This is a genomic window from Microbacterium aerolatum (genome assembly GCF_007988825.1).
Classification (GTDB): domain Bacteria; phylum Actinomycetota; class Actinomycetes; order Actinomycetales; family Microbacteriaceae; genus Microbacterium; species Microbacterium aerolatum.
Genome location: NZ_BJUW01000008.1, coordinates 94,962 through 118,611, shown reverse-complemented (window position 1 = coordinate 118,611; position 23,650 = coordinate 94,962). Strand labels below are relative to the sequence as shown.

Below are 23,650 nucleotides of genomic sequence, written 5' to 3'. Positions count from 1 at the left end.
CATGGATCCCGTCGACGCGCTGCTGGAGATCGCGTCGCTTCTCGAGCGCGAACGCGCATCGCGATACCGGGCCAAGGCCTTCCGTCAGGCGGCCGCGACGCTGAAGGCGCTGCCGCAGGACGTCGTGGACGACCCGACACGCCTACGCGCGGCCAAGGGGATCGGCGAATCGACGTTCGCGGCGATCCGGCAGGCTCAGGGCGGCGAAGTGCCCGACTATCTGGTCGACCTGCGCGGCGACGTCGCACCGGAGCGGGCATCCGCGCTGCGTGCAAAGCTCCGCGGTGACCTGCACGCGCACACGGAATGGTCTGACGGCACGACGCCCATCTCTGTGATGGCGGATGCCGCGCGGGCGCTCGGACACGAGTACCTGGCGATCACGGATCATTCGCCGCGTCTGCGCGTGGCGCGCGGACTGTCCGCCGAGCGGCTGCGTGAGCAGCTGCCTCAGGTTCGCGCGGAGTCGAGGGGCGGCCTCACGATGCTCACGGGCATCGAGGTCGACATCCTCGAGGACGGGGCGCTCGATCAGGATGCCGCGCTGCTCGACGAGCTCGACATCGTCGTGGCATCCGTCCATTCGAAGCTGCGCATGGAGACGCGTGAGATGACCGCGCGCATGCTGAACGCGGTGTCGCAGCCGCACGTGAACGTGCTGGGCCACTGCACGGGCCGGCTCGTGCAGGGGGAGCGCGGCACACGGCCGCAGTCGCAATTCGACGCGCACGCGGTCTTCGACGCCTGCGCAGAGCACGGCGTCGCCGTCGAGATCAACTCACGACCCGAACGCCAGGACCCGCCGGACGACCTGATCACGATCGCCCTGGACGCCGGCTGCCTGTTCTCGATCGACTCGGACGCGCACGCGCCGGGGCAGCTCTCGCTCCTCGACTACGGCGCCGAGCGCGCCGAGAACGCAGGTGTGCCCGCGGAGCGCATCGTGACCACCTGGGGGCTGGAGCGTCTGAAGGCCTGGACGGAATGACGCGACGCACCATTCCGTGGCTGGTGCTCATCGGCATCCTCGTCGCCGCTCTCAGCCTGCGCGCACCGATCATCGCGCTCACCCCGGTGCTGCCGGAGATCATCTCCGATCTCGGGATCAGTTCGGCATCCGCCGGTCTGCTGACGACAGCTCCGGTCGTCATGTTCGCCGTGGTGACTCCGCTGGCGGCACTGGTCATCCGCCGAGCAGGAGCCGAGATCGCGCTCCTGCTCTCACTCGCGGGTGTGATGATCGGCACGCTCGTGCGGGCGCTCCCGGGGTTCGGTTCGATGCTCGCCGGGATGGTCGTCATCGGCGCGGCGATCACGATCGGGAACGTCGTGATCCCGGTGATCATCCGGCGTGATCTGCCGCCGGAACGGACCGCGATCGCGACGGCCGCCTACACGGCGACGTTGAACGCCGGCTCGCTCTTCGCCGCCTTGGCGACCGTTCCGATCGCGGAGGCCACCGGCTGGCCGCTCGCGCTTCTGCTGTGGGGTTCGTTCGGCGTCATCGGGATCTCGCTGTGGCTGGTGCACATCGTGCGATCGCGTGCCTGGAGTTCAGCCGACAGGACCTCGGGCGAGGCCGCCACGAGTCGATCGGGCGCGACTGCGGAGACGGCGACGCTCACGGGACCGACCCCGGTGATCGTCGACAATCGCGTCGCGGCGATCATCCGGCGCCCGATCGTGTGGCTGCTGGCGGCGGCGTTCGCCACGCAGTCGACGGTCTACTACGCGATGTCGACCTGGTTCCCGACGATCCTGCTCGACACCACGGACGTGGATGCCGTGGGCGCCGGCGCTCTCTCGTCGGTGTTCCAGGGCGTCGCGATCGTCGGCGCGATGATCGCTCCGCTGCTGCTGCGCTTCGTGGGGGCCGTCTACTCGGCGCTTCTGCTGGGTGTCTTCTACGCGGTGATGGTCATCGGGATGCTGATCGCTCCGGAGTTCGCGGGCTTGTGGGCGTCGTTCGGCGCGATCACGCACTCGGGCGGGTTCGTGCTGATCTTCACCGCACTGGTCCGTGTGTCGAGGTCGGACGCGGAAGCCGCCACCACGTCAGCCGTGGTGCAGGGCGGTGGATACCTGTTCGCGGCGCTCGGCGCACCAGTCATGGGCGCGCTGCGCGAGGCGAGCGGTGGATGGCAGGTGCCGTTGCTGGCGATCACGGTGGTCGTGCTGGCCTACACGATCGCGCTGATGTCGGCGATGGTCGTGGCGTTCCGGCGGCGCTGACTCACCGGTTCGCGGCCGTCACCGGTTCAGGGCGGCGATCGCGCGCTGCATCGAACCGCCGAGGTTCCACTGTTCGGCAAGGGCCTCTGCGGCGGCGGTCCGGGCGGCGTCGAGTGCGCGGACCGGCTCTGCGGGCACCTCGATGTTCAGGTTCCGCGCGACCTCTACGACTGTCGGGGCGACGTCGAGGTACTCGGATGCGGCGAGTACCTTCGCCTGCACCCCGGAGCTCATGCCTTCGCCCGCGGCTGCTGCGGCGCGGATGCCGGCGAGGTCGCCGTGTGCCTTGAGGAGGGTGGCTGCGGTCTTCTCGCCGACGCCGGCGACACCGGGGAGCCCGTCGGACGCGTCGCCGCGCATCGTCGCGAAATCGGCGTACTGAGTCGGCAGCACGCCGTACTTCGCGACGACGGACTCGTCGGTGAGGATCTCGAGGTTGCTCATGCCGCGGGCGGTGTAGATGACCCGGATGCCGCGGCTGTCGTCGACGAGCTGGAAGAGGTCGCGGTCGCCCGTGACGATGTCGACCGGGATGCTCGACCTGGTGGCGAGAGTGCCGATGACGTCATCGGCCTCGTGCGCGGTCACGCCGACGATCGGGATGCCGAGGGTGGTGAGCGCTTCGCGGATCAGAGGGATCTGCGCTTCGAGCGGGTCGGGCACCTCTTCGACATCCGGGCCGGATTCGACGACCTCGACGACGCGATGCGCTTTGTAGCTCGGGATGAGGTCGACTCGCCACTGCGGGCGCCAGTCGTCGTCCCAGCAAGCGACGATGTGGGTGGGCTCGTACAGGGTGACCAGCTTCGCGATGATGTCGAGCAGTCCGCGGGCGGCGTTGACAGACGTGCCGTCAGCGGCCTTGACCTTGTCGGGCACGCCGAAGAAGGCCCGGAAGTAGAGGGATGCGGTGTCCAGCAGCATCAGCTTGTCGCTCATGCGTTCAGCATGTCACAGGGCGGCGACACGGCTTGAGGCGTCGATGCGCGTCAGCAGCCGGGGGAGCTGGGCGCCTGCGCGCAGGTGTGGGCGACGAGGGCGGTGTGCGCCTCGAAGATGCGCACGTCCTGCGCCGGGCCGGTCGAGGTGACCTCGCCGCTGATCGGGAACCAGCCGATCCCGAAGTCGACTTCGGCCGTGTACCGGACGTCGGCCCGAGCCGTGTACGTGCCGCGCTCGCGATAGGTGTGACTCGTGTCGGTCGGCGTGAACTGCGCTTGGCCGAGATCGGACCACGTCGTTCCCCCTGATGTCGTCGTCACGGTGTCGCCGTCTCCGAACGAGAAGTCGTACGCGGATGGCGTGAAGCGCACCGACACCGGGAAGCCGAAGAGCTCGCCCGTGACGGTCTGAGCGGATGCCGTCGTCACGAAGTTCGTCGGGAGTCCCGCCACGCCGACGTTGTCAGGTTCACCGGTAACGCTGGAACCGGCGGGGGCGAAGCGCGCGAGATCCGTGATCGTGATCGGTGGGATCGCGAGCGCTTCTTCTTCCGCTTCTTCGCCTTCGACCTCCTTGGACGCCTCATAGCAGCGGATGTAGGAGTCCCACTCGCGCAGGCACTCGTCGAACTCCTCCTCCGGTGTCGGGGGAGGAGTCCACGAGTCGTCGAGGGGAGGTTGCCAATCGTTGTTGATCGGGGACGTGCCGGGACTCTGCTCCGTGTCGTGCGAGCCGTCGATGATGACCTCGGTGCCGGAGTTCTGCACGCCACACAATCCAGCGACTTGCTTCCACGCAGGGCACTCGTCCGATGCCATCACGCCAAACGGGTGGGCGAAGAAGACGCCGAAAAGAACTGAAACTACTGCGAGGCGCACTTGGGATCCTCGATCGCTTGCGACGTTGAAAGCATCAATTGGTCGCCGTTGGCAACGAAGGTCAGTTCGATCGCATAGTGCGTGGGACGATCTTCGGACACGATCGACTTCCCATCCTTGTCGATCACGTCCGTCGCAGAAACATCGTTGCAAGTTCGAGCTGTCACAGAGTTCGGTGGGACAAATTGCGTTCCGTTGAACCAGGTGATCTTGATGTCACCGGTTCGCGAATTTCCCTCAGCGTGCATCTGGGATAGACCTTCGCGCTCATCCGATCGATAAGCGCCAGTCGTAAACGCGTCGAGCGCCTCGAAAGTAGAAGGGTCGCTATAGTCGACGGCGTTCGAGGCCCCGACGTACGCCCGGTACACCTCTTCCGCGGCCGCGAAGGCCTCTTCCTCGCTGGCGAAGGCGGCGGTCGGCGTCGGGCTCGGCTCCGGCGTCGGACTGCAGGCGCTCAGCGTCGCACCGGCCATCACCAGCAGCGCCAGCATCCGGATCCGGCTCGTCTTCGATCGGAGGAGGGTCACCCGCTCACGCTAACGCGAACCCGCGGCATCCCGCCTGACTTATCCACAGAGTCACAGAAGCGGATTCTCTGATATTCTGAAGTGTCACTCGTGGCGTGCACACGCGCGCCTGAGTGCAATCCAACCAAATCCATTCGCTCTTCCGGCGAGATCACGCATGCGTGAAACCGGTCGGGCCCGAGTATCCACCCACAAGGACAACCCACTACATGACTACCGCAACGACCGCCCCGGCCACCAAGCAGGTCGCCATCAACGACATCGGATCTGCTGAGGACTTCCTGGCCGCGGTCGAGAAGACTCTGAAGTTCTTCAACGACGGCGACATCATCGAAGGCACGATCGTCAAGATCGACCGCGATGAGGTTCTGCTCGACGTCGGATACAAGACCGAGGGTGTCATCCCCTCCCGCGAACTTTCCATCAAGCACGACGTAGACCCCAACGAGGTCGTCAAGGTCGGCGACGAGGTCGAGGCTCTCGTTCTCCAGAAGGAGGACAAGGAAGGCCGTCTGATCCTCTCCAAGAAGCGTGCGCAGTACGAGCGCGCCTGGGGCGACGTCGAGAAGATCAAGGAAGACGACGGCGTCGTCACCGGTACGGTCATCGAGGTCGTCAAGGGTGGACTCATCGTCGACATCGGCCTCCGTGGCTTCCTGCCGGCATCGCTCATCGAGCTGCGTCGCGTCCGCGACCTGACCCCGTACCTGGGCCAGGAGATCGAGGCGAAGATCCTCGAGCTGGACAAGAACCGCAACAACGTGGTGCTCTCGCGCCGCGCTCTGCTCGAGCAGACGCAGTCCGAGTCGCGCACGACGTTCCTCAACAACCTGCACAAGGGCCAGGTCCGCAAGGGCCAGGTCTCGTCGATCGTCAACTTCGGTGCGTTCGTCGACCTGGGCGGCGTTGACGGCCTCGTGCACGTCTCCGAGCTGTCCTGGAAGCACATCGAGCACGCCTCCGAGGTCGTCGAGGTCGGCCAGGAGGTCACCGTCGAGATCCTCGAGGTCGACCTCGACCGCGAGCGCGTCTCCCTGTCGCTGAAGGCGACGCAGGAGGACCCGTGGCAGGTCTTCGCCCGCACCCACGCGATCGGCCAGATCGCTGCGGGCAAGGTCACCAAGCTCGTTCCGTTCGGTGCGTTCGTCCGCGTCGCAGACGGCATCGAGGGCCTCGTGCACATCTCCGAGCTCTCCAGCAAGCACGTCGAGCTGGCTGAGCAGGTCGTCTCCGTCGGCGAAGAGGTCTTCGTCAAGGTCATCGACATCGACCTCGAGCGTCGCCGCATCTCGCTGTCGCTCAAGCAGGCCAACGAGTCGGTCGACCCCAACGGCACCGAGTTCGACCCGGCCCTGTACGGCATGCTCGCCGAGTACGACGACAACGGCGAGTACAAGTACCCGGAGGGCTTCGACCCCGAGACCGGTGCGTGGAAGGAAGGCTTCGACGCTCAGCGCGAGGCATGGGAGCAGGAGTACGCTGCGGCCCAGGCTCGCTGGGAGGCCCACAAGGCTGCGGTTGCGAAGGCAGCCGAGGCCGAGGCCGCCGCTGGCGACGACTTCGGCGCAGCCGCTGGTCAGTCGTTCGCGAGCGACTCCACCGGCGCCGGCACGCTCGCCGATGACGAGGCTCTCGCCGCTCTGCGCGAGAAGCTCTCGGGCGGCAACGCGTAAGCATCACTGACGAAACGGGCCGTCATCCTTCGGGATGGCGGCCCGTTTCGCGTTCCCGTATACACGAGATTCGCCGGTTGTGACGGAACATTACGGCGCGACTCGTCACATTCGCCCTGCTCCGCGACGATGGAGGCATGACCTCCGCACTCCTCTCGTCGCGCGCTGAGACCGTCGCGCCCTCCGGCGCCGCGACCGCCGTGAGCCTGGAAGGTGTGGAGCGCCATTTCCCGGTCGCCGAAGGGCGTCGCCAGGTGCTTCGCGGCCTCGACATCGACCTCGGCGCCGGCGAGATCGTCGCCGTCGTCGGACCGTCCGGATGCGGAAAGTCGACGCTCCTGCGTCTCATCGCGGGACTCGACACCCAGAGCGGCGGCGTGATCACGATCGACGGGTCCGGCGTCACCGACACCGACGAGCGCACCGCCGTCTCCTTCCAGGAGCCGCGACTGCTCCCGTGGCGCACCCTCGCCCAGAACGTCGAGCTCGGCCTGCCCCGCCGTCTCCGCGGCCGCGCCCGCAAGGACCGCGTCAGCGAACTGCTCAGCCTCGTCGGCCTCGAGCACGCCGCGAACCAGCGCCCGCGCGAGGTCTCCGGCGGCATGGCGCAGCGCGCCTCGCTCGCCCGCGCTCTCGCCCGCAACCCCAGCGTGCTGCTGCTCGACGAGCCCTTCGGCGCTCTCGACGCGCTGACTCGCCTGCGGATGCAGGATCTGCTGCTCGACATCCACGCCGCGGAGCCCACCACCATCCTCCTCGTGACGCATGACGTCGAAGAGGCCCTCTACCTCGCGGACCGCGTGCTGCTGCTGCGCTCGCTGACCGTCGACCCCGACCCGGATGCCACCTCGATCGCGCGCACCATCAGCGTTCCCGGCATCCGACCGCGAGACCGCGCCGATCGCGGCATCGCGGACCTGCGCGCCGAACTCCTCGAAGGACTCGGCGTCGACACCCACCACAGCACACTGGAGACCCGATGAGCCTCATCACCCGCCGAATCGTCCCTGCGACCGCGATCGCCGGTGCGATGATGCTCATGGCATCCGGCTGCGTCGCAGGCGAGAACGCCGACGCGGCACCCGCCGACGCATCCAGCGAATGGTCCGCGAGCACCGTGACCGTCGACTGGGCGACATACAACCCGCTCAGCCTCGTCATCAAGGACCAGGGCATCCTCGACGACATCCTCGGCGACGACGTCACCGTCGAGTGGGTGCAGTCCGCCGGCTCCAACAAGGCCAATGAGCTGCTGCGCTCGGGCTCGGTCGACGTCGGCTCGACTGCCGGCTCGGCAGCGCTGCTCGCCCGCGCCAACGGCTCGCCCATCAAGGTCATCGACATCTACTCGCAGCCGGAGTGGTCGGCCATCGTCGTCGGCCCCGACAGCGACATCACCTCCGTCGAGGACCTCGCCGGCACCTCGGTCGCCGCGACCAAGGGCACCGACCCGTACTTCTTCCTCCTGCAGGCTCTCGAGTCCGCCGGCCTCAGCGTCGACGACATCGAGGTGCAGAACCTGCAGCACGCCGACGGCCGCGCGGCACTCGACGGCGGTTCCGTCGACGCGTGGTCGGGCCTCGACCCGATCATGGCGGCAGCCGAGGTGGAGACCGGTGACCAGCTGATCTACCGCAACGTCGACTTCAACACCTACGGCTTCCTCAACGCGACCGAGGAGTTCATCACCGACCACGCCGACCTCGCACAGGCCGTCGTCGACGCCTACGAGCAGGCGCGTGTGTGGGCGCTCGAGAACCCCGAGGAGACCGCGCAGCTGCTCGCCGATGCGGCCGGGATCGACATCGACGTGGCCACCACGGTCATCGAGGAGCGCTCGAACCTCGACGTCAGCGGCGTCCCCGGCGACGCGCAGCTCGAGGTCCTCGAGAAGATCGCTCCGGTGATCGTCGACTCCGGTGACGTGCAGGGCGGTCAGGATGCCGTCGACAAGGCCCTGTCCGAGATCATCTTCGCCGACTTCGCCGAGAAGGCGGTCGCAGGAGAGTGAGCGCATCGATCCCGGACCAGCGCGTGACCGTTCCCGCAGACTCGCGGGAGGCGCGTGAGTTCGCCGCCGGCCGCGGACGGAACACGGATGCTGCGCCCCGGGGTCCGTGGAGCCGCCCAGGAGTCCGCCTCATCGGCGGGCTCCTGGTCCCCGTCGTCATCCTCGTCGCCTGGCAGATCGCCACGACCTCGGGCCTGGTGCCGACGTACCGGCTTCCGACCCCCGCGTCGGTCTTCACCGCCGGAGTCGAGCTCGCCGAACGCGGGCAGCTGTGGACCCACATCGCGATCTCGGTGCAGCGTGTGCTGCTCGGCTTCGCGATCGGTTCGCTGATCGGCCTCGCCATCGCCGCCATCGTCGGCCTCTCGAAGCTGGGCGACGTGCTGCTGAGCCCGACGCTCGCAGCCCTCCGCGCCGTCCCGTCGCTCGCCTGGGTGCCGTTGCTGATCCTGTGGATGCAGATCGGCGAGGAGTCGAAGGTCACGCTGATCGCGATCGGCGCGTTCTTCCCGGTGTACACGACCGTGGCCGACGCCCTGCGGCACGTCGACCCGCATCTCGTCGAGGCCGGCCGCTCGTTCAGCCTGCGGGGCTGGTCACTGTTCCGCACGGTGCAGCTGCCGGCCGTCATCCCGTCAGTGATGTCCGGTCTGCGCCTGGCGCTCGCGCAATCGTGGCTCTTCCTCGTCGCGGCCGAGCTGATCGCCTCCTCGATGGGCCTCGGCTTCCTGCTCGACGACTCGCAGAACAACGGTCGTGTCGACCGCATCCTCCTCGCGATCGTCCTGCTCGCACTGCTGGGCACGATCACCAACGCGATCCTCGGCTTCATCGAAAGGCGACTGCTCAAGCGATGGACCTGATCGATGAGACGAGCCAGACCGAAGCCCGCCTGATCGAGGACCGCGTCTTCCCGCCGTCGCCGGAGTTCCGCGCGCAGGCGAACGTCACCGAGGAGATCTACGGTCAGTCGGATGCCGACCCGATCGCCTTCTGGGAGGGCGCCGCCAAGCGGCTGGACTGGGCGACACCGTGGCACACGGCTCTGGAGTGGAACCCGCCGACCGACGGCGCGATCCCGTCGGCGCGGTGGTTCACCGGCGGGACGCTCAACGTCGCCTACAACTGCGTCGACCGGCACGTCGAGGCCGGTCGGGGCGACAAGGTCGCGCTGCACTTCGAGGGCGAGCCCGGCGACCGCACCGCCGTGACCTACGCCGATCTGCAGCGCCGCGTCTCGCAGGCAGCCAACGCGCTCACCGCGCTCGGCATCGTGCCGGGGGACCGTGTCGTCGTTTACCTTCCGGTGCTCATCGAGACGGTGGTCATCGCCCTGGCGTGCGCACGCATCGGCGCTGTGCATTCGCTCGTGTTCGGCGGATTCTCGGCCGAGGCCGTACGCTTCCGTCTCGCCGACACCGACGCCAAGCTGTTGGTCACCAGCGACGGCCAGTTCCGGCGCGGCACCGCCGTCGAGGTAAAGTCCGCCGCTGACATCGCCGCCGCCGACCTGCCAGCCCTCGAACACGTGCTCGTGGTCCGCCGCACCGGTCAGGATGTGGCATGGACCGAGGGACGCGACGTCTGGTGGCATGATGTCGTCGACACCGCCGCAAAGACGCATGAGGCGCAGCCGTTCGAGGCGGAGCATCCGCTCTTCATCATCTACACCTCCGGCACCACCGGGAAGCCGAAGGGGCTCGTACACACCTCCGGCGGCTACCTCGCACACGCGAGCTGGGCGCACTGGGCGCACTTCGACGCCAAGCCCGACGACGTGCACTGGTGCACCGCCGACCTCGCCTGGGTGACCGCGCACACCTACGAGATCTACGGCCCGCTCTCGAACGGCCTGACCCAGGTGATCTACGAGGGAACGCCCGACAGCCCGCATCGCGAACGGCACCTCGAGATAATCGAGCGCTACGGCGTGACGGTGTACTACACGGCGCCCACGCTCATCCGCACGTTCATGACCTGGTTCGGTGACACGCTGCCGGGTGGCCACGACCTGTCCAGCATCCGCCTGCTCGGCACCGTCGGCGAGGCGATCAACCCGGAGGCCTGGGTCTGGTTCCGCCGCACCTTCGGGCGCGACGAGCTGCCGATCATCGACACGTGGTGGCAGTCCGAGACGGGCGCCGCCATGATCGTGCCGCTGCCAGGGGTGACCGCGCTCAAGCCTGGGTCGGCGTCGGTGGCGCTCCCCGGCATCGACGTCGCAGTGGTGGACGAGCAGGGCGACGAGGTCGCGGCAGGACGCTCAGGTACCCTCGTCGTTCGGCGGCCCTGGCCGGGCATGGCCCGCACCGTGTGGGGCAACCCGCAGCGCTACCGCGACTCGTACTGGTCGGCGTACGCCGGGCGCGGCGAGTACGGCGGCTACTACGTCGCCGGCGATGGCGCGACGCGGGACGCAGACGGGTACATCTGGATCCTCGGACGCCTGGACGACGTCGTGAACGTCTCCGGCCACCGGCTGTCGACGATCGAGATCGAATCTGCGCTCGTCGCCGACCCGACGGTGGGGGAGGCCGGCACGGCCGGCGTCTCCGATCCGTTGACCGGCCAGGCTGTGGTGGCGTTCGTCATGGCGTCCGGCATCGGCGATCTCGCGGCATCCGCTCTGCGCGACCGCGTCGCACGTGAGATCGGCCCGGTCGCGAAACCTCGGCATATCGTCGTCGTCCCGGACCTGCCCAAGACCCGCTCGGGGAAGATCATGCGCAGGCTCCTCGCGCCACTGTGGGAGGCTGAACAGGACCGCCGCGCCGGCCGCGAGCCGCAGCCGCTGGGGGACACCACATCGCTGCAGAATCCGGATGCAGTGGAAGGCATCGCCGCCGCGCTTGCGGCGTTCTGAACTCGAGAACAGCACCGAAGGAAGTCATGACGGAAGAACACCGCTTCGGGTTCCGCACTCGCGCGCTCCACGCCGGCGGAACACCGGATGCCGCCACCGGCGCGCGCGCCGTGCCGATCTACCAGACCACCTCGTTCGTCTTCGACGACGCCAAGGATGCCGGAAACCTCTTCGCCCTGCAGAAGTACGGCAACATCTACTCGCGCATCGGCAACCCCACGGTCGCGGCGCTCGAGGAGCGGCTCGCCTCGCTCGAGGGTGGAATCGGGGCCGTCGCCACGGCATCCGGCATGAGCGCGGAGTTCATCACGTTCGCCGCTCTCGTCGGCGCGGGCGACCACGTCGTCGCATCCGCACAGCTCTACGGCGGCACCGTCACCCAGCTCGATGTCACGCTGCGCCGGTTCGGCGTGGAGACGACCTTCGTGCCCTCGACGGATCCTGCCGATTACGCAGCGGCGATCCGTCCCGAGACCAAGGTCGTCTACGTCGAGATGATCGGCAACCCCTCGGGTGAGATCGCCGACATCGAGGGCCTGGCCGAGGTCGCGCACGCGGCCGGTGTGCCGCTCGTGGTCGACGCGACGCTCGCCACCCCGTATCTCGCGCGTCCGCTCGAGCACGGCGCCGACATCGTGATCCACTCGGTCACGAAGTTCCTCGGCGGCCACGGCACGACCCTCGGCGGTGTGGTCATCGAGAAGGGCACGTTCGACTGGGGAAGCGGCAAGTTCCCGCAGATGACCGAGCCCGTCGAGTCCTACGGCGGCATCAAGTGGTGGGACAACTTCGGCGAATACGGATTCCTCACCAAGCTCCGCTCCGAGCAGCTGCGCGACATCGGCCCCGCGCTCAGTCCGCAGTCGGCGTTCAACCTGCTGCAGGGCATCGAGACGCTGCCGCAGCGCATTGACGCGCACCTCGCGAACGCGCGGATCGTCGCCGAATGGCTCGACTCCGACCCGCGCATCTCGTACGTCACCTGGGCGGGGCTGGAGTCGCACGCTCACCACGAGCGCGCGAAGAAGTACCTGCCGCTCGGCCCCGGTTCGGTGTTCGCCTTCGGTGTCGCGGCTGACGACGGGCGCGCCGCGGGGGAGACGCTGATCGAGAATCTGCAGCTCGCCTCGCACCTCGCCAACATCGGTGACGCGCGCACGCTCGTCATCCACCCGGCATCGACCACGCACCGTCAGTTGACCGCCGAGCAGCTCGTCGCCGCCGGCGCTCCCGCCGACCTCATCCGGATCTCGGTCGGTCTGGAAGACCCCGACGACATCATCTGGGACCTCGACCAGGCCCTCACCGCAGCGACCGGAGCCACACGATGAGCACGAACGACACCTGCGAGTTCACGCCGCCGGCGGCCGCGACCGACGGCGTCGCGTGCGAGCTTCCTGGGGTCGCTCCGGCGTCGGACCCGGGTCGCAACTGGGCGAGCCCGAGCCAGCAGGAGCGCTTCGCGCTGCTGCGCCGCTCGCGCTCCGTCGCGATCGTCGGGGCGTCGAACAACCCGGCACGTGCCTCCTACTTCGTCGCGACGTACCTGCTGTCGAGCTCGCCGTACGACGTGTACTTCGTGAACCCCATGGCCGACGAGATCCTCGGTCAGCCCGCGTACGCGTCGCTCGCCGACCTTCCGGTGGTCCCCGACATCGTCGACGTGTTCCGCAAGCACGACGACCTCCCCGGCGTCGCGCAGGAGGCGGTCGACGTCGGCGCGAAAGCGCTGTGGCTGCAGCTCGGATCCTGGAATGAGGATGCCGCCGCGATCGCAGAGGGCGCAGGTCTCTCGGTCGTCATGGACCGCTGCATCAAGATCGAGCACGCCCGCTTCCACGGCGGTCTGCATCTCGCCGGTTTCGACACGGGCGTCATCAGCTCCAAGCGGCAGTTGCTCGGGCGCTGAGTCATAGGGGCGGAGCGCGCAGACGATAACCTGTGGTCATGTCGAACGGCACGGTCAGCAGGTGGCGCACCATGCGGGCGGACCGGACCCGCGAGCGCACCGTCGTTCTGAACCAGCTGCTGCTGGGAGTCGTAGCTCTGCTCTCCGCGACCATCGCGTTCGCAATGGAAGCGGTCGCCGTCCCCGAGCTGGTCCTCGGGGGGCTGCTGCTGGTCGCAGTCGTGACGGGCATCGCTCTGGCCGTGCCGTGGAATCGGATTCACGCGCCGTGGAGCGCGCTGCTCCCGATCTGCGACATCCTTGCGATCGCCCTGCTACGGGAGTCGAACCCGTCCGCCGGCTTCTCGCTGCTGTGGATCTTCCCCGCTATGTGGATCGCCGGCTCCTTCGGACTGCTGGGACTCGTCGTCGTGAATGTCCTCACGAACGGCGTGTATTGGCTGACAGTGGCGCTGGATCCAGCACAGTCCCTGACCCCCGTCATCATTCTCATCCCCATGACCATCGTCGCGGTCTCCACCACGGCCTACCTGGCATCGAAGCGCGCCGCCGCGCAGCGAGCCCTTCTCGACGCGCAGGCGCGCCTGCTCGCCCGCGCCGTGGAGCGGTCGCGCCGTCAGGAGGACCTCGTCACGGAGGTCCTCGACGCGGTCGACTTCGGTGTGATCCGCCTCGGCATTCGCGGTGAGGAATCCGTGCGCAACGAGGCTCACGCCCGGATGCAGCGGATGCTCGCCCCCGGCGGCGCAGAGCAGGCCGCGTTCGCCGAGGACGGCCTGACCGAGCTGGGTGTCGAGCAGACGCCGCTCGCCCGCGCCCGCCGCGGCGAGACGTTCGACGGCGATCTGGTCTGGTACGGCAAGCCCGGCAAGGGACGACGCGCACTCAGTGTGACCTCCCGTGCGCTGGAGAGCGCGGGCGGCGAGCGAGTAGGCGGCATCCTCGTGTCCCGCGATGTGACGGATGAGGTCATGGCGTTGCGCGCGAGGGAGGATCTCGTCGCTTCGGTGTCGCACGAGTTGCGTACGCCTCTGACAGCGATCCTGGGGTACCTCGAACTCGTACTCGACGGCGACGACCTCTCGGCAGCCTCCCGGCGCGGGCTGGAGGTGGCTGAGCGCAACGCGGCCCGACTTCTCGACATCATCGCCGATCTTCTGACCGTGTCCGCCGATCACCACGGCGGGGTGCGACTTTCCATCGATCAGCGGGTGGCGCGGGTGGACGAGATCGTGCACTCGAGTGTCGAAGCCTTGCTCCCCCGAGCCGCGGAACGGCAGATCACTCTCGACGACGCCGGGATCGAGCAGGTCACGGCCTTCATCGACCCGCTGCGCATCCGGCAGGTCGTCGACAACATCATCGGCAACGCCGTGAAGTACAACGTCGATCAGGGGCGCGTCGAGGTCGGCGTCACCGCCGACATGGACCACGCCTGGATCGTGGTTCGCGACGACGGCACCGGGATCTCTGCGGAGGAGATTCCGCGCCTGTTCGAACGCTTCTTCCGCGCGGATGCCGTCCGCAAGACCACCACGCACGGCAGCGGACTCGGACTGTCGATCAGCCGGGAGATCGCTAGAGCTCACGGCGGTGAGATCACCGTCCAATCCGAACTCGGCAGCGGATCGACCTTCCTGATCCGATTGCCTCTGCGCGAGAAGGGAAGACGCAGCTGATGGAACTCGACGTCGCCACAGTCTCGGTGATGACAGCCTTGGTCGTCATCACCGCCGGAATCCTGTTCATCGTCGAGACGGTGCTCCGGGAGGACGATGCCATCGGCCGCATCTGGTCGATCGCCTTCCTCGCCGGGATCCTCGCCTCGGTCGCCTACGCGGTGTGGGCGTTCGTCCCGGAGACGTGGGGGGCCGTCGCCGTCGGCAACGCCGCGTTCGTGGCTAGCTCGGGCTTCATGTGGCTCGGCTGCCGCCGGTACAGTGCCCGCGCCGTCGGCTGGGCCGAGGCCGTCGTGGTCGTCGCCGCTCTGGCGGCCGCGACGGCAGTCATCGTCGAGGGTCCCGACGGCGGAGGATGGGCGGGCGCCGAGGTGATGTTTCTCGCTCTGTGCGTGCTGCCGGCGGCCGCCGCATGGGAGACGGTGCGCGGCTCCTTCGTCGGCATCCGTACGTCCCTCGCGCTCGCCTTCGTGTTCAGCATCCAGTCGGTGTACTACCTGGCGCGCCTCATCGTCCTGCTCACCGCCGGCCAGGACAGCGACGCGTTCCTGGTCTGGTGGGGCACCGTCCCGACGAGCGTGCTCACCGTGGTCCTCACGATCGTCGTGGTCGTGACCGTGTCGGTCCTCCGCGCCGAGCGCGCCGGCCTGCGAGGGCGGCGCCGGCTCGCCGCGCCGGGTGCGGCGTTCTCGGGCATCCTCGAACCGGTGTGGTTCGAGAGGTTCCTTGCGGATGCGGTGAACCGCGGATCGACCAGGGCCGAACGGATCGCCGTGATCTCCACGCGGATCGACGATCTTGGGCTGGTATCGACCGCCTTCGGTGCGAGCGAGGCGGAGAGCCTCCGGAAGGCGTGGCACGACGCCGTGCGATTGCACGCGCCGACGCAGACCTGGATCGGGGATGACGGCAGCGACGGAGTCGTGCTGAGCACGGTCGTCGACTCTGAGGCCGACGCCCGACGGCTCGGCGCCACCCTTCACCGTGCGATCTATGACGGGCTCAACAGCGTAGAGGTGAGCGTCATACCCGTTCTCGGTGTTGGCGTTGCGCTGAGCGACGCATCGCGCGCGGACGCGAGTGCGTTGATCGCTGCCGCCAGGACGGCGGCCGCCGAGGCGGCGGTCAGCGAAGACACCAGCGTCGTCGTCTCGCGCTGACAATCAGGCGGTGCGACGGTAGCCGACGCCCCGAACCGTCTCGATCCAGCGCGGGTCGGATGGAGATTCGCCGAGCTTGCGGCGCAGGTTCGCCACATGCACCTCGATGGCCCGTCGGTCGTGTTCGCTGATGAAGTCGCTCGTCATTCCGCGCTCGCCCCGTACTGTCAGCGCCAGCTGTGTCTTGCTGACCACCCGGCCTGCGGACTGGAGGAGGTCGAGCAGGATGTCGAACTCGCTGCGGGTGAGCTCGACGACTTGTCCGTCCACCACGGTGATGCGCGTCTCCGGCTCGACGTGAAGCCCGCGGTGTTCGACATGGTCCTCGGCGGGCGCCGCTGAAGCTGCCGGTGCCGTCTCATCGGCCTGCAGGCCGCGCGGACGTCGGAGCATCGCCTCGACGCGTGCCCTGACCTCGCGCGGCCGGAACGGCTTGGTGATGTAGTCGTCGGCCCCGGACTGCAGCCCCTGCAGGGCATCGATCTCCTCGGAACGAGCGGTGAGCATGAGCAGGTAGGTGGCGCTGAACGTGCGGATGCGCTTTGCAGTTTCAAAGCCGTCCATGCCCGGCATGCTCACGTCGAGGGTCGTGATGACCGGGTTGTGCCGGCGCACGAGCTCGACGCCCTCGGCGCCGGTGCCGACCCCATGCACCGTGAACCCGGCCTGCTCGAGGATGTCCGTGAGAAGCAGGCGGATGTCGGGCTCGTCCTCGATGACGACGGCGATGCTCATGTGCGGCAGATCCTCACTTCCGGCCCGCCAGCTCTCGGTCTCTGCATCGTCCGGAGCGTGCCGGGGGGCGGCCGGCGGATCTTCCGAGATGATATCGCAGAAGACCCGCTTGAACTCCTCACCTGGCAAGGGTGCTCCGTCCCGTCATCGACATACCGTGGAAGCCCCGCCGGCCTCGGCCACCTGGAAGTAGATCGCGATGGTCTGCCAATCCGCTCCCGTGCCGCGCACCCGAGGCAGCTCACCGCAGGTCCACCCGTCACGAGCGGTGAACTGCGCCCCCGCAGGGATTCTGGCGTTCTTCCAGGACCAGGTCCGCCCGCTCCCGGTCGCCGTGCTGAGATCGACGTCGAAGGCTACTGAACGCGCGCCGGCGGGGGTCTGCAGGTTGATGTAGTAGTTGCGGATCTGGTTGCCCGGGCTGCCCCATCCGGTGAAGGTGATGCTCGTCACCGTGCAACCGGTCAGCACCCTGCCGTCATTGCCGTACGCCGTGCAGGCATTCGTGGGTGCCACCACCCACGTGCCTGACGTCACCGCCGCAGCGGCATGCGTCGTGTCCGTCCACGCCGCTGATGTCTGCTCGACGGGGCCGCGGCCGCCGGATGCGGCCCCGATGGTTCCGACGAGCAGGAGGGCCAGGGCCGCTGCGAGCGCCGAGAAGCGCCCGCGCCTCATGCCAGGGCCGGCTTCCGCGACGGGCGGTCGGTCGGCGGCGTCAGCATCGTCAGGCCGAGCAGTCCCAACAGCCCGGCGAACAGAGGAGCGGCCACGGCCGGCGTGGTCATGCGCATCACCGCCGCTCCCCAACCCGACAGCTGCACAGAAGGCTGCCAGACCTCGCCCGAGACGGTGTAGTCCAGCGCGTCCGAGTAGGCGTTGTTGTCGCCCTTCATCGTCACCGTGTACGTTCCGTCATAGACCGGCGCGATCGCCGCGATCCGGTGAGTGACGAGGTCTCCGGTGAGGTCGCTGGGCAGGCTGACCACGTCGCCGACCGCGAGTTCGTCCACCGGGACCCGCGTGTCGATGATGAGGTCTCCGGTCATGATGCCCGGTTCCATGGACCCGGAGATGACGATCAGCGGCTTGATGATGCCGGCGGTGGTCGTTGCCCACACCACGGCGCACGTCACGCCGACTGCGGCGAGCGCCCACAGGGTGATGAGGGAGAGGCGGCGCAGGATCTGCATCTTCGTGCTCTTGTCTGTGTGAGGTGGTCGACGAGGTGGGCCGGGTCAGGAGGTGGCGGTGGCGGAGACCGTGACCACGACAGTGCCGGACTTGCCCTGGTTGACCGGAGCCCAGTCGGCCGGAGTGGTCACGGTGAGCTGGAACTGATCCTGTGCGCCGGTGGAGCCGGTCGGGGTGAGGGTGGTGATCAGCCCGGAGACGGAGGCGGTCGGCTTCGTGGTGAACGTGCTGTTCGACGCGAACGCGACCTGGGAGGTGAGGGCGGCGTTGACCGAGCTCTCGTTGCGGACCCAGAGGTCGATGGTGCGGGTCTGAGCGGGCAGGAGGTTCGCGAACTGGCTGGCCGGGATGACGAGCTCGACGGCGTCGGCGTTGCCGGACTGCGTCCACGCCTTGCCGTCCAGCGAGCCCTGCAGATCGAAGGTCGCGGCAGCGGCGGGCGCGGAGAAGAAGGTGTTGTCGGTCCAGGCGGCGCTGGTGATCGCGGCGCCGACACCGCCGACGGCGAGCGCGGCCAGCCCGAAGGCGACGAGGGGGTGGCGCTTGTTGCGCTTCTGGGTGGTCGTGTTCGATGTCATGTTTCGAGAGTAAGAACACGACCTCAGCTCGCCCCCAAGCGGACCTCAACTGAATGCAAGGATTCCCTCAGGTTCTGTGCGGTGGCGGTGGTCGCTCATGGAAGACTGTGAGGCATGCCACTCATCGCCCTGACCGGCGGCATCGCGTCCGGGAAATCCACGATCGCGCGTCGCCTCGAGGAGCACGGCGCGGTCATCGTCGACGCGGATCAGATCGTGCGCGACGTGCAGGCGCCGGGATCGCCGGTGCTGCAGGAGATCGCCGCAGCGTTCGGCGACGAAGTCATCGACGCGTCCGGTGCCCTGCACCGCGCAGCTCTGGGGGCGAGGGTGTTCGGAGACGATGCGGCGCTGAAGCGGCTCAACTCGATCGTGCACCCTGCCGTCCGGGCCGAGTCGGCGCGACGTTTCGAAGCGGCCTTCGCCGCGGACGCCGAATCGTTCGTCGTGTACGACGTCCCGCTGCTCGTCGAAGCGCGGGTGGACGATCCCTGGGACACGATCGTGGTCGCGCATGCGCCCGCCGCGGAGCGGTTGAGAAGGCTCGTCGAACTGCGCGGCATGGAACCCGAGGCCGCGCAGGCGCGCATCGACGCGCAGGTGCCGGATGAGAAGCGTCTCGAGATCGCCGACGTCGTGATCGACACGTCGGACACCATGGCGCACACGCTCGAGCAGACGGATGCCGTCTGGAAGCAGCTCACGGGCAGGTGAGCACGCCGGACTTCCCCGGCCACGTCCCCGGCTCCCGCTCGTATAGACGTCTGATCGCCGGGCTCTTCTGTGCCGGTGTCGCCACGTTCGCGCAGCTGTACTCGCTGCAGGCCGTTCTGCCGCAGGTGAGCGCCGATCTCGGCGTCGCCCCGTCCACAGCGGCGCTGACCGTGTCGGCCGCCACTCTCGGCATCGCCGCGGCCGTCATCCCCTGGTCGATGGTGGCAGACCGGATCGGCCGGATCCCCGCGATGGCGATCGGCATCGTCGCCGCGACCGCCTTCGGGCTCGCGGCGCCGCTGAGCACGGGCATCGAGATGCTGCTGGCACTCCGCCTCGCCGAGGGGATCGCGCTCGGCGCCGTGCCGGCGGTCGCGCTCGCGTACCTCAGCGAGGAGGTGCACCCGCGCCACGTCGCCGCAGCGGCAGGCAGTTACACCGCCGGAACCACGGTCGGCGGCCTGTCCGGCCGCCTGATCGCCGGCCCGTTGGGTGAGTCCTTCGACTGGCGGGTCGGGGTGTGGAGCGTCACCGTGCTGTGTGCGCTCGCCGCGACGATGTTCCTCTGGCTGTCGCCCCGCGCACGACGTTTCGTGCCCGGCCGTCATCGAGCGGATGCCGGATCCGGGAAGCTCGCACGCCTCGCAGGCTCGCTGCGCTCACCGCAATTGCTGGCCCTGTACGCGCAGGGGTTCCTGCTGATGGGCGCCTTCGTCGCGGTGTACAACTACCTCGGCTTCCACCTGATCGCCCCGCCGTTCCTCCTGCCGGTGTGGCTGGTGACTCTGCTGTTCCTCGCCTACCTCGCAGGCACCGTGTCATCGCCGTGGGCAGGAGTGCTGGCATCCCGATACGGGCGACGCCGCGTCCTGCTGAGCGCGATCGGCGTCTTCGGCGCCGGCCTCGCGCTCATGCTCGTGCCGCACCCGGTCGTCATCCTCGCGGGGCTCGTGATCTTCACCGGAGGCTTCTTCGGGGCGCACGCGATCGCGTCGAGCTGGGCGCCCGTCCTCGCCTCCGCGGACAGTCGAGCGCAGGCGCCGTCCCTCTATTACTTCGCGTACTACGCCGGATCGAGCCTGTTCGGCTGGGCGCTCGGCATCGTGTTCGGCAGCGCCGGCTGGAACTGGTTCATCGCGGCGGTGATCGCGACGGACGCACTCGCCGCGGTGATCGCGATGGCGGCGTTGCGCGCCGACCGGGATCCGGCCGCATCCCGCTGACCGCAACCGGCTCAGACCCGAGTGTCGGTGGTGGCGCTTACGCTGGAATCATGCAAACCACGCGCAGCGTCCGTCCGTTCGAGGTGATCAGCGAGTACATGCCTGCCGGCGACCAGCCGCAGGCGATCGCCGAACTCGCGGCGCGCATCAACGCCGGTGAGACCGACGTCGTGCTGCTGGGCGCCACGGGTACCGGCAAGTCCGCGACCACCGCCTGGCTCATCGAGCAGGTACAGCGTCCGACGCTCGTCATGGCGCACAACAAGACTCTGGCAGCGCAGTTGGCGAACGAGTTCCGCGAGCTCATGCCGAACAACGCGGTCGAGTACTTCGTCTCGTACTACGACTACTACCAGCCTGAGGCGTACGTGCCGCAGACGGACACCTTCATCGAGAAGGACTCGTCGATCAACGCCGAAGTCGAGCGCCTGCGCCACTCCACCACGAACTCGCTGCTGAGCCGCCGCGACGTGGTGGTGGTCTCGACGGTCTCGTGCATCTACGGCCTCGGGTCGCCAGAGGAATACCTCCGGGCGATGGTGGCGCTGCAGGTGGGGGAGCGCTACGACCGCGACGCCCTGATCCGGCAGTTCATCGCGATGCAGTACAACCGCAACGACGTCGACTTCTCGCGCGGCAACTTCCGCGTGCGCGGCGACACGATAGAGATCATCCCGGTATACGAGGAGTACGCGATCCGCATCGAGCTGTTCGGCGATGAGATCGAGGGGCTCTACTCGCTGCATGCGCTCACCGGCGAAGTCATCGAGAAACTCGACGCCGTGCCGATCTTCCCCGCGTCGCACTACGTCGCCGGGACCGACGTCGTGCAGCGCGCGATCGGCACGATCGAGGCCGAGCTCGCCGAGCGGCTGGCAGAGTTCGAGCGCCAGGGCAAGCTGCTCGAGGCGCAGCGCCTGCGCATGCGCACGACGTTCGACCTCGAGATGCTCCAGCAGCTCGGGTTCTGCTCGGGCATCGAGAACTACTCGCGTCACCTCGACGGCCGGGCTCCCGGCGAACCGCCGCACACGCTGATCGACTTCTTCCCCGACGATTTCCTGCTCGTGATCGACGAGTCGCACGTCACGGTGCCGCAGATCGGCGCGATGTACGAGGGCGATGCGTCGCGTAAGCGCACTCTCGTCGACCACGGGTTCCGCCTGCCGAGCGCGATGGACAACCGGCCGCTGCGTTTCGACGAGTTCAAGAACCGGATCGGCCAGAGCGTGTATCTGTCGGCGACCCCTGGCAAGTACGAGATGGGCATCGCCGACGGCGTCGTCGAGCAGATCATCCGTCCCACCGGCCTCGTCGATCCCGAGATCATCGTCAAGCCGTCCAAGGGTCAGATCGATGATCTGCTCGAGGAGATCCGACTGCGCGTCGAGCGCGACGAGCGCGTGCTCGTGACCACGCTGACCAAGAAGATGGCCGAGGAGCTCACCGACTTCCTCGGCGAGCACGGTGTCCGTGTGCGCTATCTGCACTCGGACGTCGACACGCTGCGACGCGTCGAGCTGCTCAGCGAGCTGCGTCAGGGCGTGTACGACGTGCTGGTCGGCATCAACCTGCTACGCGAGGGTCTCGACCTGCCCGAGGTGTCGCTGGTCGCGATCCTGGATGCCGACAAGGAGGGCTTCCTGCGCTCAGGGACCTCGCTCATCCAGACGATCGGCCGTGCGGCGCGAAACGTGTCCGGCCAGGTGCACATGTACGCCGACAACATGACCGACTCGATGGCGAAGGCGATCGAGGAGACCGATCGTCGCCGCGAGAAGCAGGTCGCCTACAACAAGGAGAACGGGATCGATCCGCAGCCGTTGCGCAAGCGGATCGCCGACATCACCGATGTGCTGGCGCGTGAGGCCTCCGACACGCAGGAGATGCTGCGCGGCAAGGGCAAGACGAAGTCCGGCAAGGGCAAGAGCCCGACACCGCAGCTGCGTCGCGAGGGCATCGCCGCCGAGGGAGCACAGCAGCTCGAGTCGACCATCGAAGACCTGTCTGCGCAGATGCTCGCCGCCGCTGCGGAGCTGAAGTTCGAACTCGCCGGGCGGCTGCGGGACGAGGTGCAGGATCTCAAGAAGGAGCTGCGGGCGATGGAGCGCGCCGGCCACGCCTGAGCCGGCCACGTCGAACCGCGAGGATGACGAACATGGATGATGCCGTAACCGAGCTCGCCGATCGCGTACGTGCGCTGCTGATGGCGGAGCCGGGGCTCGAGGAGAAGCGGATGTTCGGCACCCGTGCCTTCCTGCTCGACGGGAGGATCCTCGTGGGCGCCCGCAAAGAGGGCGTGCTCCTCGTGCGTGTCACCGAGGAGAAGGGCGCCACGCTGCTGACAGAGCCCGGAGTCTCTGTCGCGGTGATGGGCGCGAAATCGATGGGGCCGAGCTGGCTGGATGTGGCGGCCACGGCGATCGAGAGCGACGATGCGCTGATGTTCTGGGTCGACGCAGCCAGGGACAGCGCTGCCGGCTGACCCGCGGGCGCGTCACCTCACGGGCAGCGCTGCAGGCTGACCGGCAGAGGCGGGAGCGAGTTCAGGGGCAGTGCATGAGCGGCTTCGGGCCGCTGCGATCGATCTGATGCTCGTTCATCGGATGGCCGCACAGCGGGCATGCCCGCTCGGCGCGCTGAGCCTCAGTCGGCGGAGGTGTCGACTCATACGGGCCGACGGCCGCCGGGCCTGCGAGCTTGATGAGGTTCGTGTTGAACCACCGGTACAGCCCACCGGCCTCGCGGATGCGGACGCGAAGCGGCACTCGATCCGAATTGCTCTCCATGATCATTAGTGTACTAACAGTTAGTGCATATGTAGAATCAGATCGTGACCGACGCCGACGACATGCTCAAGCTCGAGAACCAGCTGTGCTTCGCCCTGGTGACCGCAGCACGCAACGTCGTCGCGATCTACCGGCCCATTCTCGAGCCGCTCGGGCTCACGCATCCGCAGTACCTCGTCATGCTCGCGCTGTGGGAGAGGTCGCCGCGGTCGCTGAACGATCTCGCAGCCGACCTCGCGCTCGACCCCGCGACGGCATCGCCGCTCGTGAAGCGCCTCGAGAAGGAGGGGCTCATCGCTCGCGAGCGCAGCAGCGAGGACGAACGCCGCCTCGACATCCGCCTCACGGATGCCGGCACGAGGCTGCGCGAGCGCGCCGTCGACGTGCCCCGCCAGGTGATGGCAGCCGTCCACATGGACGTCGATCAGATCGCCACGTTGCGCGACGGGTTATCCCCATTCGCCGGTCGCGTACCGGTCTGATCCCTCGCCCCGCATAGGCTGAGGGCATGCCGTCGCCGTTGCCGAACTCGATTCGGGG

24 protein-coding genes are annotated in these 23,650 nt (G+C 68.0%); 16 read left to right on the top strand and 8 right to left on the bottom strand.

The window, feature by feature from the left end; translation table 11 throughout:
* The first annotated feature begins 1 nt into the window (after position 1).
* Together MAE01_RS10200 and MAE01_RS10195 are read left to right on the top strand one after the other, a co-directional pair.
* Positions 2 to 988, top strand: a complete 987-nt coding sequence (locus tag MAE01_RS10200) for a PHP domain-containing protein (protein ID WP_147039443.1) — start codon at positions 2 to 4, stop codon at positions 986 to 988.
* On the top strand, positions 985 to 2,232 hold the full coding sequence (locus MAE01_RS10195) for an MFS transporter (protein WP_147039442.1): 1,248 nt from the start codon (positions 985 to 987) through the stop codon (positions 2,230 to 2,232). Before MAE01_RS10200 ends, MAE01_RS10195 begins: the two co-directional genes overlap by 4 nt.
* 18 nt (positions 2,233 to 2,250) lie before the next feature.
* Here the strand turns inward: MAE01_RS10195 and MAE01_RS10190 are convergent, their stop codons facing one another.
* The 3 genes from MAE01_RS10190 to MAE01_RS10180 form a co-directional block, all read right to left on the bottom strand.
* Positions 2,251 to 3,171: a 5'-3' exonuclease gene (locus MAE01_RS10190; RefSeq protein WP_147039441.1), complete on the bottom strand. Its 921-nt coding sequence runs from the start codon at positions 3,169 to 3,171 to the stop codon at positions 2,251 to 2,253.
* A 50-nt stretch (positions 3,172 to 3,221) separates the two neighbouring features.
* Positions 3,222 to 3,941, bottom strand: a complete 720-nt coding sequence (locus MAE01_RS10185) for a hypothetical protein (protein ID WP_147039440.1) — start codon at positions 3,939 to 3,941, stop codon at positions 3,222 to 3,224.
* A 95-nt stretch (positions 3,942 to 4,036) separates the two neighbouring features.
* Positions 4,037 to 4,582, bottom strand: a complete 546-nt coding sequence (locus MAE01_RS10180; protein WP_147039439.1) for a hypothetical protein — start codon at positions 4,580 to 4,582, stop codon at positions 4,037 to 4,039.
* Positions 4,583 to 4,791: 209 nt separating this feature from the next.
* Between MAE01_RS10180 and rpsA the strand changes: the two genes are divergently transcribed.
* The 9 genes from rpsA to MAE01_RS10135 all read left to right on the top strand — a co-directional run bounded on the left by rpsA (position 4,792) and on the right by MAE01_RS10135 (position 15,877).
* Positions 4,792 to 6,255: a 30S ribosomal protein S1 gene (gene rpsA / locus MAE01_RS10175; protein ID WP_147039438.1), complete on the top strand. Its 1,464-nt coding sequence runs from the start codon at positions 4,792 to 4,794 to the stop codon at positions 6,253 to 6,255.
* A gap of 137 nt (positions 6,256 to 6,392) precedes the next feature.
* Positions 6,393 to 7,238, top strand: a complete 846-nt coding sequence (locus MAE01_RS10170; RefSeq protein WP_147039437.1) for an ABC transporter ATP-binding protein — start codon at positions 6,393 to 6,395, stop codon at positions 7,236 to 7,238.
* Positions 7,235 to 8,266 carry an aliphatic sulfonate ABC transporter substrate-binding protein gene (locus MAE01_RS10165; protein WP_147039436.1) on the top strand — a complete coding sequence of 344 codons (1,032 nt, stop codon included), beginning with the start codon at positions 7,235 to 7,237 and terminating at the stop codon, positions 8,264 to 8,266. The genes MAE01_RS10170 and MAE01_RS10165 overlap by 4 nt, the downstream gene beginning before the upstream one ends.
* Positions 8,263 to 9,129 (top strand): ABC transporter permease, encoded by an 867-nt coding sequence (locus MAE01_RS10160; protein WP_229718164.1) that lies wholly within the window; start codon positions 8,263 to 8,265, stop codon positions 9,127 to 9,129. The genes MAE01_RS10165 and MAE01_RS10160 overlap by 4 nt, the downstream gene beginning before the upstream one ends.
* Positions 9,120 to 11,129, top strand: a complete 2,010-nt coding sequence (gene acs / locus MAE01_RS10155) for an acetate--CoA ligase (RefSeq protein WP_147039435.1) — start codon at positions 9,120 to 9,122, stop codon at positions 11,127 to 11,129. Before MAE01_RS10160 ends, acs begins: the two co-directional genes overlap by 10 nt.
* A gap of 26 nt (positions 11,130 to 11,155) precedes the next feature.
* Positions 11,156 to 12,460, top strand: coding sequence for an O-acetylhomoserine aminocarboxypropyltransferase/cysteine synthase family protein (locus MAE01_RS10150; RefSeq protein ID WP_147039434.1), 1,305 nt, complete (start codon positions 11,156 to 11,158; stop codon positions 12,458 to 12,460).
* Positions 12,457 to 13,038: a CoA-binding protein gene (locus MAE01_RS10145; protein WP_147039433.1), complete on the top strand. Its 582-nt coding sequence runs from the start codon at positions 12,457 to 12,459 to the stop codon at positions 13,036 to 13,038. Before MAE01_RS10150 ends, MAE01_RS10145 begins: the two co-directional genes overlap by 4 nt.
* A 38-nt stretch (positions 13,039 to 13,076) precedes the next feature.
* Positions 13,077 to 14,717: a sensor histidine kinase gene (locus MAE01_RS10140; RefSeq protein ID WP_147039432.1), complete on the top strand. Its 1,641-nt coding sequence runs from the start codon at positions 13,077 to 13,079 to the stop codon at positions 14,715 to 14,717.
* A complete protein-coding gene (locus tag MAE01_RS10135; RefSeq protein WP_147039431.1) occupies positions 14,717 to 15,877 on the top strand; it encodes a hypothetical protein in 1,161 nt (386 codons plus the stop codon). The genes MAE01_RS10140 and MAE01_RS10135 overlap by 1 nt, the downstream gene beginning before the upstream one ends.
* 3 nt (positions 15,878 to 15,880) lie before the next feature.
* Here the strand turns inward: MAE01_RS10135 and MAE01_RS10130 are convergent, their stop codons facing one another.
* From MAE01_RS10130 to MAE01_RS10115, 4 genes are all read right to left on the bottom strand, one after another.
* Positions 15,881 to 16,612 carry a response regulator transcription factor gene (locus tag MAE01_RS10130; RefSeq protein ID WP_147039430.1) on the bottom strand — a complete coding sequence of 244 codons (732 nt, stop codon included), beginning with the start codon at positions 16,610 to 16,612 and terminating at the stop codon, positions 15,881 to 15,883.
* Between the two features lie 144 nt (positions 16,613 to 16,756).
* On the bottom strand, positions 16,757 to 17,290 hold the full coding sequence (locus MAE01_RS10125; protein ID WP_147039429.1) for a hypothetical protein: 534 nt from the start codon (positions 17,288 to 17,290) through the stop codon (positions 16,757 to 16,759).
* Positions 17,287 to 17,805 carry a signal peptidase I gene (locus MAE01_RS10120; protein WP_147039428.1) on the bottom strand — a complete coding sequence of 173 codons (519 nt, stop codon included), beginning with the start codon at positions 17,803 to 17,805 and terminating at the stop codon, positions 17,287 to 17,289. Before MAE01_RS10120 ends, MAE01_RS10125 begins: the two co-directional genes overlap by 4 nt.
* A 45-nt stretch (positions 17,806 to 17,850) precedes the next feature.
* Complete coding sequence (locus MAE01_RS10115) at positions 17,851 to 18,384, bottom strand: hypothetical protein (protein WP_147039427.1); 534 nt, start codon at positions 18,382 to 18,384, stop codon at positions 17,851 to 17,853.
* Between the two features lie 114 nt (positions 18,385 to 18,498).
* Here MAE01_RS10115 and coaE point away from each other — a divergent pair, with 114 nt between their 5' ends.
* From coaE to MAE01_RS10095, 4 genes are read left to right on the top strand one after another with little or no spacing between them, the layout of a single operon-like run.
* A complete protein-coding gene (coaE, locus tag MAE01_RS10110; protein ID WP_147039426.1) occupies positions 18,499 to 19,098 on the top strand; it encodes a dephospho-CoA kinase in 600 nt (199 codons plus the stop codon).
* Complete coding sequence (locus MAE01_RS10105; RefSeq protein WP_147039425.1) at positions 19,095 to 20,321, top strand: MFS transporter; 1,227 nt, start codon at positions 19,095 to 19,097, stop codon at positions 20,319 to 20,321. Before coaE ends, MAE01_RS10105 begins: the two co-directional genes overlap by 4 nt.
* Positions 20,322 to 20,371: 50 nt before the next feature.
* Entirely contained in the window at positions 20,372 to 22,447 is a 2,076-nt protein-coding gene (uvrB, locus tag MAE01_RS10100; protein WP_147039424.1) for an excinuclease ABC subunit UvrB, read from the top strand.
* Between the two features lie 32 nt (positions 22,448 to 22,479).
* Positions 22,480 to 22,806 carry a TfoX/Sxy family protein gene (locus tag MAE01_RS10095; protein WP_147039423.1) on the top strand — a complete coding sequence of 109 codons (327 nt, stop codon included), beginning with the start codon at positions 22,480 to 22,482 and terminating at the stop codon, positions 22,804 to 22,806.
* A 61-nt stretch (positions 22,807 to 22,867) separates the two neighbouring features.
* Here MAE01_RS10095 and MAE01_RS10090 read toward each other — a convergent pair whose 3' ends face one another.
* Positions 22,868 to 23,110, bottom strand: a complete 243-nt coding sequence (locus MAE01_RS10090; RefSeq protein WP_147039422.1) for a hypothetical protein — start codon at positions 23,108 to 23,110, stop codon at positions 22,868 to 22,870.
* Positions 23,111 to 23,172: 62 nt separating this feature from the next.
* On the opposite strand from MAE01_RS10090, the gene MAE01_RS10085 reads away from it, so the two are divergent.
* Entirely contained in the window at positions 23,173 to 23,592 is a 420-nt protein-coding gene (locus MAE01_RS10085) for a MarR family winged helix-turn-helix transcriptional regulator (protein ID WP_147039497.1), read from the top strand.
* Positions 23,593 to 23,650: the final 58 nt, after the last annotated feature.